A 17,248-nucleotide genomic window follows, 5' to 3' on the forward strand; every position below is an offset into this window, starting at 1 on the left:
AATCATATGACATGCGCAATATGTAGGAATAAAGGCATATCATTTCCAATCGTGAAACTCCACGATATAATAATCTCATCACAAAGGGGGAAAAAGAATGAACCACAAAAGCACATTATTTTGGGAGTCTTATTGGGAAGAAAAATCAGGAAAAGCCCCTGATCACGCCTCTGTTTCCGCTTGGGCATTTGGCGCAGATCCAGATCACTTGCTTGAGCTTGTACAGCAAGGGAAAAAAACAGCCACTTGTTCAGGACATATTTTTTACGAAAAAGAGCAGGAGTCGCTTCCACAGGCTGGACAATACGCAATCATTCTCGACAGTCAGGAAGAACCAAAAGCCATCATCGAGATCACAGCTGTAGATGTGATGCCAATGAACAAAGTCCCTGAAACATTCGCAAGAGCAGAAGGTGAAGGGGATCTATCCTATGACTATTGGTACAGAGTCCATAAAGAATTCTTCACAGAAGCACTTAAACCGTATGAATTAGATTTTCAAGAGGATATGCTGCTTGTGTGCGAACGTTTCAAATTGATTTATTCAGCTTCGTAACGCTTTAAGCGGCGCCGAATACAAGCCACCTTTTTTCCCTTTTTGAAAAAGGTGTGTTGAGATGTCATCTTTAGGTCAGAATAAGATCAAATAGAAAAAGTGAAGAAATTTTCGACTACACCTGTTTTTTTTCGACAAAAGAATATATAATTATTTGATGTGTGCATTGTCTCATTTATACAATGGAGGGTTTTTACATGTTAAAAAGGAAAAAAGACAAGTTTTCCGTCTTGTTAACGGAGATTGCTAAAAATTTAGATGAAACTGCTGAGTATTTTGTTAGCTATAAAGTAACAAATCAAACCACTCTGAAAGAATTTTCTGACACATTGAAGGAATATGAGACAAAAGGTGATCATCATGTTCATACCATGATCAAAGAGCTGAATAAAGCCTTTATTACACCGATTGAACGTGAAGACATTCTTCAATTGACGAATAGTCTCGATGATGTTTTAGATGGAATTGAGCATTTTTCAGCAACGTTAGAAATTTATTCAATTACAAGCTCTGACGAACATATCGACAAATTCAGCCACTACATCAGAGAATGCGCGAAAGAAATTTTAACCACAATTGAATTACTGGCTGATAATCGCTTGAAAGATATTCATCCGCACGCAATCAAGATCAAAGAGATTGAACATAATTGTGACAATCTTCATCGTAAATCACTAAAGAACTTGTTTGGAAAAGAAACAGATCCAATTAAGGTCATTCAATACAAAGAAATATACGAAACACTTGAAGAAATCGCTGATTCCTGTCAAAGTGTTGCCAACAATCTAGAAACAATCATTATGAAGAATGCGTAACGGGGTTAGTTAAACATGGACATTTTACTTATCCTCACCATACTTATTGTTATTTGTGCACTTGCTTTTGATTTCATTAACGGATTCCACGATACAGCAAATGCCATTGCTACTTCTGTTTCAACGAAGGCTTTAAAGCCTAGACATGCTATTATCATGGCAGCGTTCATGAACTTCATAGGAGCAATGACATTTACAGGTGTGGCAAAGTCCATTACAAAGGACATCGCAGATCCATTTACACTTCAAAACGGTTCTGTTGTCATTTTGGCTGCTTTAATCGCGGCCATTACTTGGAACTTGCTTACTTGGTATTACGGGATTCCGAGTAGTTCTTCACACGCACTGATCGGTTCAATTGCGGGGGCCGTTATTGCCTCTGCAGGGTTTAGCGCTTTAAACTATTCGGGATTCATTAAAATCATTCAAGCACTTTTGCTTTCACCTATCCTGGCTTTTGTATTGGGATATATCGTGTATACCATTATTAAAATCATATTCAGAGACAACAATCTTGCAAAAACAAATAAACAATTCCGACGTGTTCAAATTTTAACTGCTGCACTTCAATCGTATACCCATGGTACAAACGATGCGCAAAAAGCAATGGGGATTATCACGATGGCTTTAATTGCAGCTAATCTTCATACAACAGACGACATTCCATTCTGGGTACAATTCTCTTGTGCACTTGCAATGGGACTTGGTACTTCTGTTGGCGGCTGGAAGATTATAAAAACAGTCGGCGGAAAAATCATGAAAATTCGTCCAGTAAACGGAGTATCAGCGGACTTAACTGGTGCAGCGATTATTTTCGGTGCAACGTTTATCCATTTACCAGTTAGTACAACACACGTTATCTCCTCTTCTATTCTAGGCGTAGGTTCTGCGCACAGAGTAAAAGGTGTGAACTGGGGTACAGCAAAACGTATGCTTGTCACCTGGGTCATTACTTTACCGATTTCAGGGACACTAGGTGCTCTTGTATACTTTGTATTAAACGCGATTCTCTAATGTAAATGTCAAAGACCTGTCTAACAGGTCTTTTCAGATTGTTGACAAAGGGCTAAAATGATCTTTATTTTAGCCCTTTGTCTTCTTTTCAGCGTGACATGAAAACCTTTGCAGTCTAGGAAGGACGAGTACCGGCGCGGAGCGAATTTGACATTCGTGAGCACCGGCACGCAGGACTGCGGGAGAATGCGAGGGTTTGTCTACACGCTGAAAGACCTGTCTAACAGGTCTTTTTTTATTTGTCTGCTCCTTTTCTGATAGACAGTTTTTTCATGAAGCAGGGTTTCCAAACATATCCATAGAAGTAAATAAGTATTCATCTGTCTATGGGAGAGAAGAACATGCTATTATTTTTTCAATTAACTGTTTGGTTATTGCTTGGTGCTCTTGCTGTGTATGTATTTGCGGTATGGCGCTTTGAGCAAAAAGTAAAAGAAAAGATGTTTGCCATTCGTAAAACGTGGTATTGGATTTATGTAGCGGGTGCCGTTGTGTACTGGACGAATGACCCTTCTTCAATCTTCACCGATTGGATGCATTACCTGATTATTGCTGTTTTTTTCGCATTAACTGATGCCTTCATTTTCCTCAGCTCTTATATTAAAAAACTCGGAAATCATGAACTTGAGACGGACACTCATCAACTCCTTGAACAAAATAACGATCTTCTTCATTCTTACCTTAATAAACTAAAAACGTACCAATACCTATTGAAAAACGAACCGATCCATGTATATTATGGAAGTATAGAAGCATATATAGAGGGAATTGAACGACTGATCTATTCTTTTGCAGAAAAAATGAATATCCAAGCCGTTCTTTGTCCATATAATACGCAGGAGCAAAAGGATGACCTGCTGAGGACACTTGATCAAAGAGCGCTCATTCAAGCAAAGCTTGACAGACAGGAAGTATATTACGATGATTTTGGCAAATTGGTGCTCATCCCTTTTTCAGTAGCAGATGCACACTATGTGATCAAGCTGACCTCTGAGGAGATTGTCACTGAATTCGACTATTTATTAATGACTTCACTTACAACGATTTATGACCTAATCTTGCCTGACGAAGAGGAAGGTGATGAAGATGGACCACGCACTTCAAGGGGATAATAACAATCGCAAGAAAAACCCTTTTAAGATTTTAAAGAAGAAGCGCCATATTAGTATGGCTGATTACAAGGTAAGTCCCCATACTGAGCGTATTTTCAAAAAGAATGAACAGCTCTTAGATGAGTATAAAAATAAAAAAGCTTGATCACACTAAAGGACGCGGAACTTCATCCGCGTCCTAATTCCATTTTCACATCTACTTGCATACAATAAAATCAACTGCTGCAACGATTGAGGTGCCAACATGAAAAAGAAAATCAAACAATTGAGATATGTTCAGTTTGCTGAATTTCAGCCATCCCCCTACGTCAGCCGATTACATGAAAAAAGTGAAGCCGTTATTCAAGCAGCCAAAAAGAAAAACTCACTGATTTAACAGTTTAAGCAGCTTCTCCTTTGTTTTTGGGCCGTATACCCCATCACTTGTCAGACCATTCACCAGCTGAAAACGCGCGACGGCATTGGCTGTTTTTTCCCCATAAACGCCATCAATTCCTTTATCTACAGCTGTTTTATCAGGATAAAAGTACAAAGCAGCCAGCGCTTTTTGGACGAGACGTACATGCTCCCCCTTCGTCAGAGGCGATGTTACCTTTAACACCCCATCCGGCAGTTCGTACGTAAGCTTTTCCTCTGTTCGATAAATGTTGAGAACCTGTCCAACTCGAATCATGTTCGGATCACTAATGTTATTCCATTTCTGCAAATCACTAACCGTGACACCATGTGCTTTTGCAATACTCGTTAACGTATCTCCGCTTTTGACGACATACGTCAAGACCGTCTCCGGATCACCTGCAGTCTCGATTCCTTTTTTAAATTCATCCCATGTAGCCAGCAGCAGGCGTGGACATGTTTTTCCTGACCAATGCTGATGCGTGACCACATTGGCTAGTGGAATATGATGTTCTTTTAATAGCTTTTGAATGAGCCATTGGGCATGTTTGACAGCTTGCTGAAAGTTTCCATCTTCATTTTCACAAATTTCAATTCCAATAGATTTCCGATTACCATCTCCATGTCCATCCCCAGCATGCCAGCCATTTTCATTTAAAGGCAGATGCTGAAAAATTTCATGGTCATCCACTGTAAAATGCCAGCTCACCTCTGTCGTTGAACGTTTGACATATGCCGCATGACTTTTTGCGTCAGCCCCCTTTGATGTATTGGCTGTGTTATGCACAGTCACATACACCGGTGTCATGGCGTATCCTGGACGATTTCCGTTTCCAACTGGAATAAAATCTTGATAAATTTGTACCATGCTTTGCACTCCTTTTTGCTAAATTGATGTTTGATCTTGCTCATCAATCGGTGGCAAACGTAAGACAAATTTGTTTGTTTTCGTGAAAAGTCTATGGTAAAATTTGAATTCAATCGACGTTTTATCACAGCAGAGAACAAAAAAACAGGAAATACTTCCAATTCTCCTTGATTTTATGTTAAAATTGTTAAAAACAAGCCGATATAAAAAGTAAGCGATAGCTTTATTAGCCATTTAGTCCTATATGGACTTTTCTTTTACGGCAAAAATAGAACATACGTTTGCATGGAGGTTTTTACATGACTTATTTTTTAACCCATTTAGAAGAAGATATTAAACGGTTATACGCTCAACTGCAAATAAGCGGTCCTGCCTATGTAGACATGCATAGGATCGCAGCTGAATTTCATGTATGGGTACACTACGAGGATACTGGCAGCATGATGGTCAAACATCAAGGTCTCTACAGTATTATTTTAAACAGAGCCTTATCACCAGAAGAACAGTGGCAGGATTTTGCCCATGAGCTTTGTCATGTGCTGAAGCATACAGGGAATCACTTCAAAATGCACAAGCTCTTTCGAGAATTGCAAGAGTTTCAAGCAAAACAATTCATGTATCACTTTTGTGTTCCAACTTTTATGCTGCTGCAAATGAAGCTTCCAAACCTTAGGCAGCAAGCCACTTTGCAAATCGCCCAAACATTTCATGTCACGTGGGCTTTTGCTGAAAAACGGCTTGCCCTATTTGAACAGCGAAGAGCAGGCATTCGATTTCAAAAAGAATTTACTTCTTATTTAATGAGAGCGGACAAGGTCGCAGAAAAAGAAATCGTGTATCAAACAAAGGAGGCAGCACACGAGACATCAGAGGTTTATTCATAGAGGCGCAGCACTTGTTTCAGTACATTTGTGTATTGATAAAATTGTTCGTTTTGTGTATCGCGCCGACGACTCCTTCTAAAGTCTTGAAAGAATGCTCTTCTCTGAGCTTGGCTGATTTCAATTTGTACGCTTTTTCCTGTGAGGCATTGATTATTAATATTTTGCGGATGAGTTCCAGAAAAACGATCAGATTCAGATAAAAGCAATGCATGAAAGCCATTTTCTGTGAGACGCCTCACGGTTTCCGCAGCTTTTTCTCTGTCAGTACCGCCAACTAATGTTTGAAGCACGTCTGTTTCTCCATAGCCGTGAAGCGCAAACGTATAATGGTGTGTATGCACTTGTGAAAGACAAATCGGCTCATCAAAACGAGTGCTCGTAATATGAAGGACATGATTGCCTTTCACTTTAAGACCCTCGAATAAATACATAGAATAATCACTTGCTAATTCGTATATGAGCTCACTCACACCAGATTCAATTCCTCCGGCATGAGGTGACAAGACCAGAAGCTGGTCCCCCTTCCGTTCATGAAGAATCTGATAATCCACCCCTTTTCTTTCATGAGCGGAAAGCTCTTCATAATTTTGATACGTATCTATGATTTGATTCATTTCATCTGCCCCATTCCTCTATATGAGCATAAGTCTACTGATCCCAAATTCTTTTGTAAAGTGTTTTCGAAGCATCTATCCCTTATGAAAGCATCCTTAAATTTTCCTTATTTTTACGGCTATGCTGTTGAATTCCGAGAAAAAATAACCGATAATTGAAATGAATGGAACTTTCGGACTATATGAATCTTGTTGTATTCTCTCTCATATATTAGAAATATTGCGACCTATATCTGGAGGAATTCATGTTTAAAAAGAAAACCACCATCATCCTTATGATCTTATGTATTAGCTTCGCTGGAATCATTTACTGGAAATGCTTCTCTCTTCAAGGCGTGTCTCATGGAACATTCATCCGCTCTATGTCATCACCCGATGGAACCTATGTCATTAACACTTATCGACATAGTGGAGGAAAGCTAAAGGAGAATGCAGTAAGAGCAGAAATTGAAAACAAACGAACCCATCGCAAGAAAACAATCTACTGGAAGTACCCTGATAAAGATCCTCTTATCCAATGGAAAAATGCACAGCTAGTTCAAATTGGACATGAGTTTTTAAACGTTGTCAAAGGTGAAACATACGATTATCGCTTTGACAAGAAAAACAGAAAATAACGAGCCATCAAAAAAACGAACCCTTTATGGATTCGTTTTTTACGTTGACATCACCTTTTGCATAAATTCTTTCATTTCTTTGCTAACCATAGTCAATCGATCGACAATTTCTCTAAACTCCGTCACAAGTAAAGCTTGTTCTGAAGATGATCCTTTCATATGGTCCATACTCTCAAGTAATGTATGTATATTAGAGGAAATCCCTTGCAACGAGCTTTCAATGTTTTCTGTTGCACGTGAGGTTTCACTTGATAGCTTCTGAACCTCACTTGCTACAACACTAAAACCAGCACCCTCTTTTCCTGCTCGAGCTGCCTCAATTGACGCATTCAATCCTAGCAGACTTGTTTGTTTAGAGATGCCTTTGATCATTTTTGTAATATCTGATGTCTTTTTCGAGCTTTCAAGTGTTTGCTGCGTTTGTAAGGTCATTTCCTCACTTGTAGCAGAGAGCTCCTCTGAATGCGCCGCCACCACATGTACCTTTTCTTGAATACTTTGAATGATCTCATTCAATGACTGCATATACGCTTCCAGTTCTAATTGATTTTTGAGCGGAAAACCTAAAGCAAGTGCGCCGATGACTTGTTGATTTTCATCAAAAATCGGCAAACCCATTGCATTTAATGGCGTCCCATACACCGATTCAGGTACAAACATACTTGATGTTTCACCTCTTAGCGCTTTTTTCATATTCTGATCATCTGGTTTAATAGGGTCTCCTGCACGTATTTGAAAATCAATATCTTTCGATGGCAAATACAGCAAAAATTTCTCTCGATCAATGATACCAATCGTCACTTCATTCTTTAATATTTTCATCATATATGGTGCTGCTGTTACAATGCTCTGTAGTATATCCACTCTACCTACCCCCTTACTATTTTTATCGGTCTTTACTCTTGATTTAATCACTGTTTTTTAAAAAAATTTCATATTTACGAGTAAAAAGTATGTCATTTCCTTTCTGTATTCAAAAAAACGCAAATTTGCTATAATTAAAGAATCAACATATGATGAAATGGTCATGTAACCATTTTACGTATTCATTGGAGGCGCATGTTGTGACACAATCCATGAAGTATGAGCGGGCAATTGTCATTGGTGGAGGCATGACAGGAATGCTCGCTGCGAAGGTTTTATCAACGTTTTATGTTCAAGTATTGATCATTGAAAAGGATGAACTGCCAGACTCTCCTGAGAATCGTCATGGCACCCCTCAAGCCTTTCATCCACATAGAATGCTGCCATTAGGCAAGCAAATATTTGAACGCTTATTTCCCGGTTATACAAAAGAGTTACTTGAAATGGGCGGGTTCAACACACTGCATCAAACATCTCGATTTATTACTAAAAATGGAGAATTAGCGCTCACCGATACAGAAGAAACCGCTGTTACGAGACGCGCCATGTTAGAGTGGGTGCTCATGCAAAGAATGTTACGTGAGGAACGTGTTCAGTTTTTAGAAAAACATGAAGCGATCTCCCTTCAATTTGAGGAAGAAACGAATCAAGTCATAGGAATACAGGTCAAAGACCGGAGCGTAAAACCAGGAATTATTCATGAAATGAAAGCAGACTTAGTCATAGATACGTCTGGAAGAATGTCTAAATTGCCAAAATGGTTGAAAAGCGCAGGACTGACCTTGCCGCAGACAGATGAGTTAAACGTGTCTCTTGGGTATAGCACAAGATACTACCAAATACCACCTGAGGCACCGAATCTGGAACCAATGGTCGTAGTTGGACAGCCAGATAAGCGGATTCCAACAGGACTGTTTGAACGAGTAGATCAAGATTTAGCAGCTGTTCTTCTCTCGGCAGCTGGCGGCTCACATTATCCGTCAACGGACGCGGATCAGTTTGATTTAGAGACCGCTGCACTCACCCACCCTTCTATAGCAGAAGCCATCACTCATTTAATTCCCTATACGAAGCCAAAAGGATTTAGAGTACCGGCTTGTGTGAGAAACCACTATGAACAAATGGAAGATTGGCCAAGTGGTTTATTGGTCATGGGTGATGCCTTGTGTACATTAGATCCCATTCATGGGCAGGGAATGACAAAAGCAGCGCTTGAAGCACACATACTTGAGCGTATGCTCAAACAAACACAAGAAAATAAGTCTTTTTCTTTCGAAAGAAACACTTTACAACAAATGCAGCATGCCAATGAACTTGGCTGGTGGCTTTGTGCAATTGCTGATATGGCATGGGAAGGAGTCGAGTTAAAAGGAAAACCTATTCCCCATTTGACATTTGTACAAGAATTTTTAAATCATTATGTACAATATACCATTCAAACAAAACAGCCTGAACGTCTTCAGGCATATCACAGTATGCATTCTTTCTTAATAGAACCGAGAAAAATCATCAACCTAGAGCAGCTGCAAGACATGATTCAAGCTGACGTCACTGGTGAAATCGCCCGCTGGTGGCAGAGGTGGGATCAAGAGAATGATGAATTCAATCGAGCTTTCTTCCATGAAGCTGTTCCTGACTTTCATTTACACCAGTTGCTGAAATCAAATTGACATAAAAAAAGCCCCCTAAAGGGCTTTTCGATTAACGTAATAATTGAAGTACGTTTTGTGGCTGTTGGTTTGCTTGAGCAAGCATGGCTTGAGACGCTTGAGAAAGAATGTTGTTCTTCGTGAACTCACTCATTTCTTTTGCCATGTCAACGTCACGAATACGAGACTCAGCAGCTGTTAAGTTTTCAGCAGAAGCGCCAAGGTTGTTGATTGTGTGCTCTAGACGGTTTTGGACTGCACCAAGTGCTGAACGTTGTTTAGATACTGCTCCGATTGCCGCATCGATTTTTGCTACTTCAACGTCAAAGTCAAAACCATCTTCATTCACTTTAATATCTTTGACAGTCAATGTTTCAGCGTCCATTTTGCCGATCTTTACGTTGATATTTTGCTCAATGTTCGCTCCAATTTGGAATTGGAATCCATCCTCTACACTACCATCTAATAGATTCTTTCCGTTAAATGCTGTACGCTGAGAAATCCCATCAATTTCATCAACCAAAGCAGTAAGTTCTTCTTGAATCGCCGTTAAATCCTCAGTCTGCTGTGTACCAACGTTACCTGCTTGAACTGTCAATTCACGCATACGTTGAAGAATCGCATGAGTTTCAGTTAATGCACCTTCAGCTGTTTGAATAAGAGAAATACCATCTTGTGCGTTTTTAGATGCCATTTCTAATCCGCGGATTTGTCCACGCATTTTTTCAGAAATTGCAAGACCTGCTGCGTCATCTCCTGCACGGTTGATACGAAGTCCAGAAGAAAGCTTCTCCATGTTCTTTTGTCCTGCCCCATTGTTTGCAGACAAACGGTTTAGTGTGTTAAGTGCTGCGATATTGTGGTTAATTCTCATATTAAATGACCTCCATGTGTTTGAACCAATTAGACATCCATGTCCAAAAGTTCTGAATTAGAATTTTTTTGTAAGCCTTACAATCCATTTATCGAACCTTAATGGAATATGTTTAACAAAAAAGGGATAAATAAGGAAAAAGACTTATTCATTATGATCATTTCGCTAGAGTATGCCAAATTTAAAGGTCATTTTTCATGATTTACCAGAGGGATTTAAGAATCATAAAGCTGGAGAAAATGCGAAGAAAAAACAGCATAAAAAAAAGCCCCATCAAGGGGCCTTTCATTAACGTAGTAATTGAAGTACGTTTTGTGGCTGTTGGTTCGCTTGTGCAAGCATTGCTTGAGACGCTTGAGAAAGAATGTTGTTCTTCGTGAACTCACTCATTTCTTTCGCCATGTCAACGTCACGGATACGAGACTCAGCAGCTGTTAAGTTTTCACCAGAAGCACCAAGGTTGTTGATTGTGTGCTCTAGACGGTTTTGAACTGCACCAAGTTTAGAACGCTCTGATGATACACTTTTAATTGCTGTATCAATTTTTGCGATTTCTGTGTCAAAACTGAAACCAGCAGCAGCAACATCAATATTATTTACGCCTAAAGTAGTTGCATCCATGCTATTAATACTAACATTGATATTTTGAGTTGCGTTAGCACCAATTTGGAATGTAAATCCAGTTGTTTCAGTACCATCTAATAATTTTTTTCCGTTAAATTCAGTACGATTAGAAATACCATCAATTTCTTCAACAAGTGCATCCATTTCATCTTTAATAGCAGTTAAATCTTCAGTTTGTTGAGTACCGGTGTTACCTGCTTGAACAGTTAGTTCACGCATACGTTGAAGGATTGCATGAGTTTCAGTCAATGCACCTTCAGCTGTTTGAATAAGAGAGATACCGTCTTGTGCGTTTTTAGAAGCCATTTCTAATCCGCGGATTTGTCCACGCATTTTTTCAGAGATGGCAAGACCAGCTGCGTCATCTCCTGCACGGTTGATTTTAAGACCAGAAGAAAGTTTCTCCATGTTCTTTTGGCTAGCACTGTTGTTTGCAGACAAACGATTTAATGTGTTAAGTGCTGCGATATTGTGGTTAATTCTCATTTCCTATTACCTCCATGTATGTGGGACCTGACAGACGTCCTTGTCTGAAAAAAGTCCTTTATTCTAGGGCTTATCAACCCTGACAATTCTATTATCGGACGTAGTTATGGGATGTTTAGCAGATTTTCAAAAAAATATCTTGTTTTTTATGACATTCATCCTAAATTTAACAATTAAGTGAAAATATAAAAAGCTACTGATCTATGGGACTGACCCCATATAAAGGGGGCTCTTTGGGTTTTCACGCTGGTCTTACCTTCACACATACATCACCGGTGTCGATATTTTAATCATCTGTCCACCTCGGCGGTAAAACCTTGGAACGCGGCGGCTTAATGTGGCGACGACTTCATAGTTAATCGTATTGAGCATTTCGGCAATTTCATCGACAGAAATTTCTCCGCCTTTTTGACGGCCGTAAATGACGACTTCCTCTCCCTGCTTTGCCTTCATGTCGCCTAAACTGATCATGGTCATATCCATTGTGACTCGGCCCGCAATCGGCACTCGTTCTCCGCAGAAAAGCATAAATCCTCGGTTCGATAAAGCACGTGAGTATCCATCCGCGTAGCCAATTGGTATCGTCGCAATCACTTCATCAGGCTTTGCCACATAGGTAGCGCCATAGCTGACCGTTCGAGGCTCTGTGACCATTTCCTTCACGAAAGCAATTCTCGCCTTTAAGCTTAGAGCCGGCTCCAATTGAACAGCGTCTAAGCTTTGGATATACGGCGAGGGATAAAGTCCATAAAGTCCGATTCCAAGCCGGATCATATCGGCGCTAAATTCAGGAAACGCAATAGCAGCAGCGGTATTGTTCATATGTACGGTCGGCAGCGTGATTCCTTGTTTTTTCAAGAACCGAAGAAAATCAATGAATATGCTATGCTGAAGCAACGTAAAATCGGAGTCAGGCTCATCTGCACTGGAGAAATGTGTAAAGATTCCATCCCATCTGAGCTTTTCACTCTTTTCAAGCGCCTCCACGACGGCCAAAAGCTCTTCCTTCGTTCGTACACCTAGTCGCCCCATCCCTGTGTCGACATTGACATGAATTCCAAGCTGATTCTGACTTTCTTCTTCCTCTAAGATCTCATTTGCTTGTTTGATCCAGTCAGCACGAAGACCGGATAAATCAATTTTCCAGGCCGCAGCTTTTTTCACACAGTCTAGTGGTGTAAATCCAAGGACGAGAATAGGGGCTTCAACTTTCGCTCTTCGCAATACAATTCCTTCTTCCAAACTGGCCACAGCCAGCTCTGTCGCACCACTTTCCAATGCTTGGCGAGCTACCTCCACTGAACCATGCCCATAGGCATTCGCTTTCACTACAGCCATAATCTTACTTTTTCTTGGAATATGCGCTTGAATCGCTTCAATATTTCTTTTTATTGCGTCAAGATTGACTTCAATCCAGACTTCCCGGCAGAGATTTTTCATTAATTGCTCCTCCTCATATCATAAGTGATTCTGATATCAATGTTCACATTCGCGTCTAGTCTATCTTTATTCATTTTTGAGAAAAACATTCAACCGCAATGACTGGATAACCATTATCAGCAGTTCATTTTATATGTCAAAGAAAATGGGAAGACTGCCCGTTATGAGTAAAATGATTATCGCATCAATGATACTAAAAGCAGTCTCCCAGCCATTACCTACATCTATTAGAACAGTAAAATCTAAGAAAGTGATCTCGATACCTTTGATAAATAACACAATACTCCCCCTATCATGACCCTTCATTTACAAATTGATCTGGTCAAAGTACAGCATGGGGACATTCTGATGAATGAAGTGATGAAGAAGAAACGGTATCAAGCTTTGATTCTACTGACAACAGTCTGTTCTTTTAGTAAAAAACACTTAACCCCATGTTTTTTAAACTGTTTATTAATAGAAGAAAAAACATCACTCAGTAAAAGGCTGAATGATGTTTTTTCTTCAATGATGATAACATGTTCTGTACATGCTCAAATAAATAGGGTGTTGCAGCTTCATTGCAACAATTGATGATGACCGTGGCAATCATCCACACATGACCGAATGTCTTTTATATTTAACTAGTGAATGTTACACTTTCAATTTTGTTCACATCTATTAGACTAGTTGCAGTACCTCCAGCCGAAGTTGGGTCATTAAAAAATACAATGCCCGCCGTTTGGTCATAAGTGACAAAACTACCCGGTCCATACAAATAACCTGAATCACCAACGATATCGAGAGCGGTACCTGGTGTAAGTCCGGCAAAAAGCCTATTAAATTTTGATGAATTTGCAGTAGGGTTTGATGATTGGTTACGTCCAAAACCTACACTTTGCGAGATGTTTAAACCAAGAGCCGATAAATCCTGTGTGATATTTCCCAAGAAAATGCCTCCTTCTTTTTAATTTTTTCTATTCCGTACAGTCTATTCTCATCGAAATTTTTTGAATGAGCTTATAGTGGAGTTTTACAAAAGAAAATGACAAACGAAGGACTTTTTTTATGAATTAAAGCATCTTGCCAATTCCTATCTCGGACCAATCAATGACATTAGTATCGTATTGTTGATGATCAATTAACATATGACTAGAATGTAAGCCTCCAAACCTTTAAACATTAACCACATTCTGGCGACCAAAAATCCGTCTCCATAAAAAAACAGACCCCTTAAGGTCTGTTTTCATTTTGCCTATATATTTTGAGATGTTGCATTTCGATCGATCATCGTCGTATTTCGATCAATTTTTTGATGTTCTTCCATTGTTGTATTTCGAATTGATTTTGTTTCAATGATGTCCAATGTTTCTGCTGTTGAAACACTCAATAATAAAATGGATACAATCACTAGTAATCTTTTAATAATCATACAGACACTCTCCTTTTTGAATATCATTTTGAACTTTAAGGGCCTTTCTATAATATTCGGCAGCTTTTTCAAAGTCCCCCTTTTTTTCATAATATAATCCTATACTTTGAGCAAATGCCTCGACATAGACATATAGCTTCTTTTCTTCAAAAGCATCCAGCACTTCTTGAATAACTTCCTCATTAGAATCTATGTAAATCGCTTTTAAAGCTTTAAATAACATCACACACAGCCAATCATTTGCCTCTAAGGAGCACATAAGACCATCTTCCACGAGCGAAGCTGCTTCAGCAGGCTGACTAGACTTGTATAACGACCAACTCAAACTAAATAAAGTGATTGGTTTTATCTCAGTATTTTGTGATGCAATAATGTCTAACACTTCTCTGTAGTGTTTGATTGCTTCAGCGTACTCTTGTTGTCGATCATATGTATTTCCTATGTTTAAGAGTATTTTGGCAATTAACATGTTATCGGCTAGCTCTTCAGCTATAGAATAAGCTGTATTTAGATGCTCTAATGATTTTTCATATCGCTTGAAATCATCATAATTCCCTGCAATCACAATTAAGCATTGAATTTGGCGAACTTTATATTGCTCATGCTGCTTATAGATGTCTAAGGCCTTCATAATATGATGCATTGACACATGCGTTTGTTTCATAATGTAGTATGCTTCGGCCACTTTGAAATGAAACTCTGCTTGCTCAATATCGTCTACTACCAGTGCAAGTTGCTTTTCAGCAATCTTGTAATATTGAATAGCCTGTACGTACTCTTTCCTGCTGAAATCATACATGCCCCTAAAGAAAGCATTATAGTATTGCAACATTCCAGAAAGTTGATGATTTGAATTTTCAATTTTATCGACTAGGTCTGCAATGGATAAAGATCGCTTCTCTGAGGGTTTAATATAATCAAGCATAAGCTGATGGCGAAAGCACATCAATTGATAGTAAATGAGTAAATCCTGATCTTCTTCCATTCGTTCAATTTCTTGTTCTACCTCAGCTTTCAAAATCTCTGCATCTGGAACACTAAATTGCCGAATCATCTTATACCATTCATTTATTTTCACACCGACATGTGAAGAAAGAACTTTCTCCATCACTTAATCCCCTTCCACTCAATTCCCTTATATGACATTTATTATCACATGCAGGGATTGACAAAGCACCGAAAAGATACCGCAAAAAGAACAAAAAGAGCTCCTTTAAAGGAGCCGCATCGACACAATGTTCCCCGTAAACCCAATCAATATAATTAATCATCCACACAAAATTGCCTCTTATGGTTGGATTAAAGTTCTAATAGAAGAATAGCCTCTAAAATTCACTTCTTCAAATGTAGCACTGTGATCAAAAGGTGCAGGAAAAGCGATTACTTGAAAATTTTTCTCCTTTTCAACTCTTGGCAATTTTATTTTATAAACATTTGTTTTTTCATTTTCTACAGATACATGCAGCACATGTTTCCCATCAATTTTTTGTTGTTCGTGTTCCGAAAATGCGACTAAAGCATAATTCATTTTCTTTTCTCTCGAATTATCCACTTGGAGATAGACAGGCATTTGGCTTTTAGAAGTATATAGCACTTTATTTGACATTTTGCCTGAAGCCATGAAAATTTCCTCTCCAGTTAATTCATCCGTTTTATATGTTGGAGGTTGTTCACTGTCAATCTTGTAAGACGAGGCATTTTTTGTGATATATCGCATAATAAAGTTTTCTTGTAAGCCTGTGGCTATATCTATATCTTTGTCTTTCAAATGATACTTTGCTTCAGGAACGATCACAAATGCGATTTCCCCAACCTTTTTTGGTAATGCAGCTTTGATTGGTAATGTAATCACCTGATCTTTAGTCATCTTAAATGTGTATGATTTAGCTGGTCTATGATCATCTGCCGAGAATTCTATCTGCTTAAAATTTGCTAGTAAGAGTAACGTGTACTTTCTATCTGCGTCTATATAATGTGAGAAAGAAAGGACTTTGGTCATCTGGTTATTTTCAATGAATCCGATATCTAATGTATCAAGCAGTTTTCCTTCGGGTTCATACAGACCATATGAAACGGTATCCGTTCCTGGACCAGTAACATCCATCATTTCATCATTATAGTCTTTATCATCAGAAATTTTTTCTTGTCTGATAAATAAAATAAATGTCACTAGTAATACTATAATAGTTGTTATGAATAAGTTTGTTCTACGTCTCATCATCACTATTAAATGTTAAAAGTCTTTTGGCGACTAACCGTTTTATAACCACTATCTTTATATAATGAGTTTCCGATTGCTTTGCCTTTACATCCCCAACCTCCGTCTACGCCACCGGCAGCATTTGCTCCAGCATAGTTAGATTTCTTCGCAGAATCGGTTTTGCTTTTGGAAAGTCCGCCATCTCCCCCATATAGTCGTGATTTTGCTTCAATATAATCAATTTTCCCTTTTGATTTCGCTGTCGTTAACATGCTGTAGTTACATTGAAATATTTCACCAATCAATCCGCCAGTTTTTCTTAGTTTCCAATTCGTAACATAGTCAGCTTTGGCCAAAGTTTTGTTAGTTGAATGTGATACGGAATCAGTGGCAGAATCCTCTGCAATCGTTATCCATTCAGTTTCATTTTTATCAATATTCGTTGCTGAAACAGTTGCAGGGAATATCGTGCTAGCTAAAAATATTGAAGACAGTAATAATGTATTGCTTTTTTTCATAATGTAAACCACCTTTAATCCATTTTTAGAGTAAATACATATACATTTAATTCAATATAATGGTATCAAGTTTGAATGAGTATACATTTTTGGATATTCGACAATATCACTGGTTTCCTCCATTAGAGTCTGCCCCGCTCTTTTGATAAGGGTCAAGATTATTCCGTAGTTCATCACCTATAATTAATTGATCTAAAAGCTGAAACTCCCTTAATTACATATATTTACTTATATTACATTTATTATTACATATTGGAATTTATGAATCACCGAAAAGAAACCGCAAAAATAATTGAGAAACAAAGC

The 17,248-nt window shown here is 38.6% G+C and carries 20 protein-coding genes; 9 read left to right on the forward strand and 11 right to left on the reverse strand.

Features of this window, described 5'->3' with window-relative positions:
- Window positions 1–97 precede the first annotated feature (97 nt).
- The 6 genes from BK049_RS02195 to BK049_RS19935 all read left to right on the forward strand — a co-directional run bounded on the left by BK049_RS02195 (window position 98) and on the right by BK049_RS19935 (window position 3,873).
- Window positions 98–556 carry an ASCH domain-containing protein gene (locus BK049_RS02195; protein ID WP_071167753.1) on the forward strand — a complete coding sequence of 153 codons (459 nt, stop codon included), beginning with the start codon at window positions 98–100 and terminating at the stop codon, window positions 554–556.
- A 197-nt stretch (window positions 557–753) separates the two neighbouring features.
- Window positions 754–1,371, forward strand: coding sequence for a DUF47 domain-containing protein (locus BK049_RS02200; RefSeq protein ID WP_008358866.1), 618 nt, complete (start codon window positions 754–756; stop codon window positions 1,369–1,371).
- Between the two features lie 15 nt (window positions 1,372–1,386).
- Window positions 1,387–2,385 (forward strand): inorganic phosphate transporter, encoded by a 999-nt coding sequence (locus BK049_RS02205; RefSeq protein WP_008358863.1) that lies wholly within the window; start codon window positions 1,387–1,389, stop codon window positions 2,383–2,385.
- Window positions 2,386–2,726: 341 nt separating this feature from the next.
- The gene (locus BK049_RS02210; RefSeq protein WP_008358861.1) at window positions 2,727–3,497 is read left to right on the forward strand and encodes a type II toxin-antitoxin system SpoIISA family toxin; all 771 of its coding nucleotides are present in this window, start codon (window positions 2,727–2,729) and stop codon (window positions 3,495–3,497) included.
- The gene (locus tag BK049_RS02215) at window positions 3,472–3,642 is read left to right on the forward strand and encodes a type II toxin-antitoxin system SpoIISB family antitoxin (RefSeq protein WP_008358858.1); all 171 of its coding nucleotides are present in this window, start codon (window positions 3,472–3,474) and stop codon (window positions 3,640–3,642) included. Before BK049_RS02210 ends, BK049_RS02215 begins: the two co-directional genes overlap by 26 nt.
- A gap of 99 nt (window positions 3,643–3,741) precedes the next feature.
- Window positions 3,742–3,873 carry a hypothetical protein gene (locus BK049_RS19935; RefSeq protein WP_008358857.1) on the forward strand — a complete coding sequence of 44 codons (132 nt, stop codon included), beginning with the start codon at window positions 3,742–3,744 and terminating at the stop codon, window positions 3,871–3,873.
- Here the strand turns inward: BK049_RS19935 and BK049_RS02220 are convergent.
- Complete coding sequence (locus BK049_RS02220; protein WP_008358855.1) at window positions 3,862–4,761, reverse strand: N-acetylmuramoyl-L-alanine amidase; 900 nt, start codon at window positions 4,759–4,761, stop codon at window positions 3,862–3,864. The genes BK049_RS19935 and BK049_RS02220 overlap by 12 nt on opposite strands.
- Before the next feature lie 299 nt (window positions 4,762–5,060).
- Here BK049_RS02220 and BK049_RS02225 point away from each other — a divergent pair, with 299 nt between their 5' ends.
- On the forward strand, window positions 5,061–5,645 hold the full coding sequence (locus BK049_RS02225; protein WP_071167754.1) for an ImmA/IrrE family metallo-endopeptidase: 585 nt from the start codon (window positions 5,061–5,063) through the stop codon (window positions 5,643–5,645).
- On the opposite strand, the gene BK049_RS02230 is transcribed toward BK049_RS02225, so the two are convergent.
- Entirely contained in the window at window positions 5,636–6,259 is a 624-nt protein-coding gene (locus BK049_RS02230) for a poly-gamma-glutamate hydrolase family protein (protein WP_071167755.1), read from the reverse strand. The genes BK049_RS02225 and BK049_RS02230 overlap by 10 nt on opposite strands.
- Before the next feature lie 245 nt (window positions 6,260–6,504).
- Between BK049_RS02230 and BK049_RS02235 the strand changes: the two genes are divergently transcribed.
- Window positions 6,505–6,876 (forward strand): DUF5412 domain-containing protein, encoded by a 372-nt coding sequence (locus BK049_RS02235; protein ID WP_071167756.1) that lies wholly within the window; start codon window positions 6,505–6,507, stop codon window positions 6,874–6,876.
- Window positions 6,877–6,915: 39 nt separating this feature from the next.
- On the opposite strand, the gene BK049_RS02240 is transcribed toward BK049_RS02235, so the two are convergent.
- Entirely contained in the window at window positions 6,916–7,740 is an 825-nt protein-coding gene (locus BK049_RS02240; RefSeq protein WP_071167757.1) for a methyl-accepting chemotaxis protein, read from the reverse strand.
- A 200-nt stretch (window positions 7,741–7,940) separates the two neighbouring features.
- Between BK049_RS02240 and BK049_RS02245 the strand changes: the two genes are divergently transcribed.
- A complete protein-coding gene (locus tag BK049_RS02245; RefSeq protein ID WP_071167758.1) occupies window positions 7,941–9,410 on the forward strand; it encodes an NAD(P)/FAD-dependent oxidoreductase in 1,470 nt (489 codons plus the stop codon).
- A gap of 31 nt (window positions 9,411–9,441) precedes the next feature.
- Here the strand turns inward: BK049_RS02245 and hag (BK049_RS02250) are convergent, their stop codons facing one another.
- The 8 genes from hag (BK049_RS02250) to BK049_RS02285 form a co-directional block, all read right to left on the reverse strand.
- Entirely contained in the window at window positions 9,442–10,263 is an 822-nt protein-coding gene (gene hag, locus BK049_RS02250; RefSeq protein WP_025207195.1) for a flagellin Hag, read from the reverse strand.
- 288 nt (window positions 10,264–10,551) lie between these two features.
- Entirely contained in the window at window positions 10,552–11,373 is an 822-nt protein-coding gene (gene hag, locus BK049_RS02255) for a flagellin Hag (RefSeq protein ID WP_071167759.1), read from the reverse strand.
- Window positions 11,374–11,631: 258 nt separating this feature from the next.
- The gene (gene alr, locus BK049_RS02260) at window positions 11,632–12,813 is read right to left on the reverse strand and encodes an alanine racemase (protein WP_071167760.1); all 1,182 of its coding nucleotides are present in this window, start codon (window positions 12,811–12,813) and stop codon (window positions 11,632–11,634) included.
- Window positions 12,814–13,432: 619 nt separating this feature from the next.
- The gene (locus tag BK049_RS02265; protein WP_008358831.1) at window positions 13,433–13,741 is read right to left on the reverse strand and encodes a hypothetical protein; all 309 of its coding nucleotides are present in this window, start codon (window positions 13,739–13,741) and stop codon (window positions 13,433–13,435) included.
- Between the two features lie 306 nt (window positions 13,742–14,047).
- A complete protein-coding gene (locus BK049_RS02270; RefSeq protein ID WP_071167761.1) occupies window positions 14,048–14,224 on the reverse strand; it encodes a RapH phosphatase inhibitor in 177 nt (58 codons plus the stop codon).
- Window positions 14,214–15,332: a Rap family tetratricopeptide repeat protein gene (locus BK049_RS02275; protein WP_008358826.1), complete on the reverse strand. Its 1,119-nt coding sequence runs from the start codon at window positions 15,330–15,332 to the stop codon at window positions 14,214–14,216. Before BK049_RS02275 ends, BK049_RS02270 begins: the two co-directional genes overlap by 11 nt.
- A 180-nt stretch (window positions 15,333–15,512) precedes the next feature.
- Window positions 15,513–16,394, reverse strand: coding sequence for a hypothetical protein (locus BK049_RS02280; protein ID WP_232532047.1), 882 nt, complete (start codon window positions 16,392–16,394; stop codon window positions 15,513–15,515).
- Window positions 16,395–16,450: 56 nt separating this feature from the next.
- Entirely contained in the window at window positions 16,451–16,942 is a 492-nt protein-coding gene (locus tag BK049_RS02285) for a hypothetical protein (RefSeq protein ID WP_071167762.1), read from the reverse strand.
- Between the last annotated feature and the right edge of the window lie 306 nt (window positions 16,943–17,248).

Source organism: Bacillus xiamenensis (genome assembly GCF_001857925.1).
In the GTDB taxonomy this organism is placed as follows: domain Bacteria; phylum Bacillota; class Bacilli; order Bacillales; family Bacillaceae; genus Bacillus; species Bacillus xiamenensis.

What these genes read in the sequence shown, in the direction of transcription:
- BK049_RS02205 (WP_008358863.1), top strand. Translation starts at nt 1,387, where the DNA reads ATGGACATTTTACTTATCCTCACCATACTTATTGTTATTTGTGCACTT.
- BK049_RS02225 (WP_071167754.1), top strand. Translation starts at nt 5,061, where the DNA reads ATGACTTATTTTTTAACCCATTTAGAAGAAGATATTAAACGGTTATAC.
- BK049_RS02195 (WP_071167753.1), top strand. Translation starts at nt 98, where the DNA reads ATGAACCACAAAAGCACATTATTTTGGGAGTCTTATTGGGAAGAAAAA.
- BK049_RS02270 (WP_071167761.1), bottom strand. Translation starts at nt 14,224, where the DNA reads ATGATTATTAAAAGATTACTAGTGATTGTATCCATTTTATTATTGAGT.
- BK049_RS02200 (WP_008358866.1), top strand. Translation starts at nt 754, where the DNA reads ATGTTAAAAAGGAAAAAAGACAAGTTTTCCGTCTTGTTAACGGAGATT.
- BK049_RS02230 (WP_071167755.1), bottom strand. Translation starts at nt 6,259, where the DNA reads ATGAATCAAATCATAGATACGTATCAAAATTATGAAGAGCTTTCCGCT.
- hag (WP_071167759.1), bottom strand. Translation starts at nt 11,373, where the DNA reads ATGAGAATTAACCACAATATCGCAGCACTTAACACATTAAATCGTTTG.
- BK049_RS02235 (WP_071167756.1), top strand. Translation starts at nt 6,505, where the DNA reads ATGTTTAAAAAGAAAACCACCATCATCCTTATGATCTTATGTATTAGC.
- BK049_RS02220 (WP_008358855.1), bottom strand. Translation starts at nt 4,761, where the DNA reads ATGGTACAAATTTATCAAGATTTTATTCCAGTTGGAAACGGAAATCGT.
- BK049_RS02215 (WP_008358858.1), top strand. Translation starts at nt 3,472, where the DNA reads ATGGACCACGCACTTCAAGGGGATAATAACAATCGCAAGAAAAACCCT.
- BK049_RS02285 (WP_071167762.1), bottom strand. Translation starts at nt 16,942, where the DNA reads ATGAAAAAAAGCAATACATTATTACTGTCTTCAATATTTTTAGCTAGC.
- BK049_RS02275 (WP_008358826.1), bottom strand. Translation starts at nt 15,332, where the DNA reads ATGGAGAAAGTTCTTTCTTCACATGTCGGTGTGAAAATAAATGAATGG.
- alr (WP_071167760.1), bottom strand. Translation starts at nt 12,813, where the DNA reads ATGAAAAATCTCTGCCGGGAAGTCTGGATTGAAGTCAATCTTGACGCA.
- BK049_RS02210 (WP_008358861.1), top strand. Translation starts at nt 2,727, where the DNA reads ATGCTATTATTTTTTCAATTAACTGTTTGGTTATTGCTTGGTGCTCTT.
- hag (WP_025207195.1), bottom strand. Translation starts at nt 10,263, where the DNA reads ATGAGAATTAACCACAATATCGCAGCACTTAACACACTAAACCGTTTG.
- BK049_RS19935 (WP_008358857.1), top strand. Translation starts at nt 3,742, where the DNA reads ATGAAAAAGAAAATCAAACAATTGAGATATGTTCAGTTTGCTGAATTT.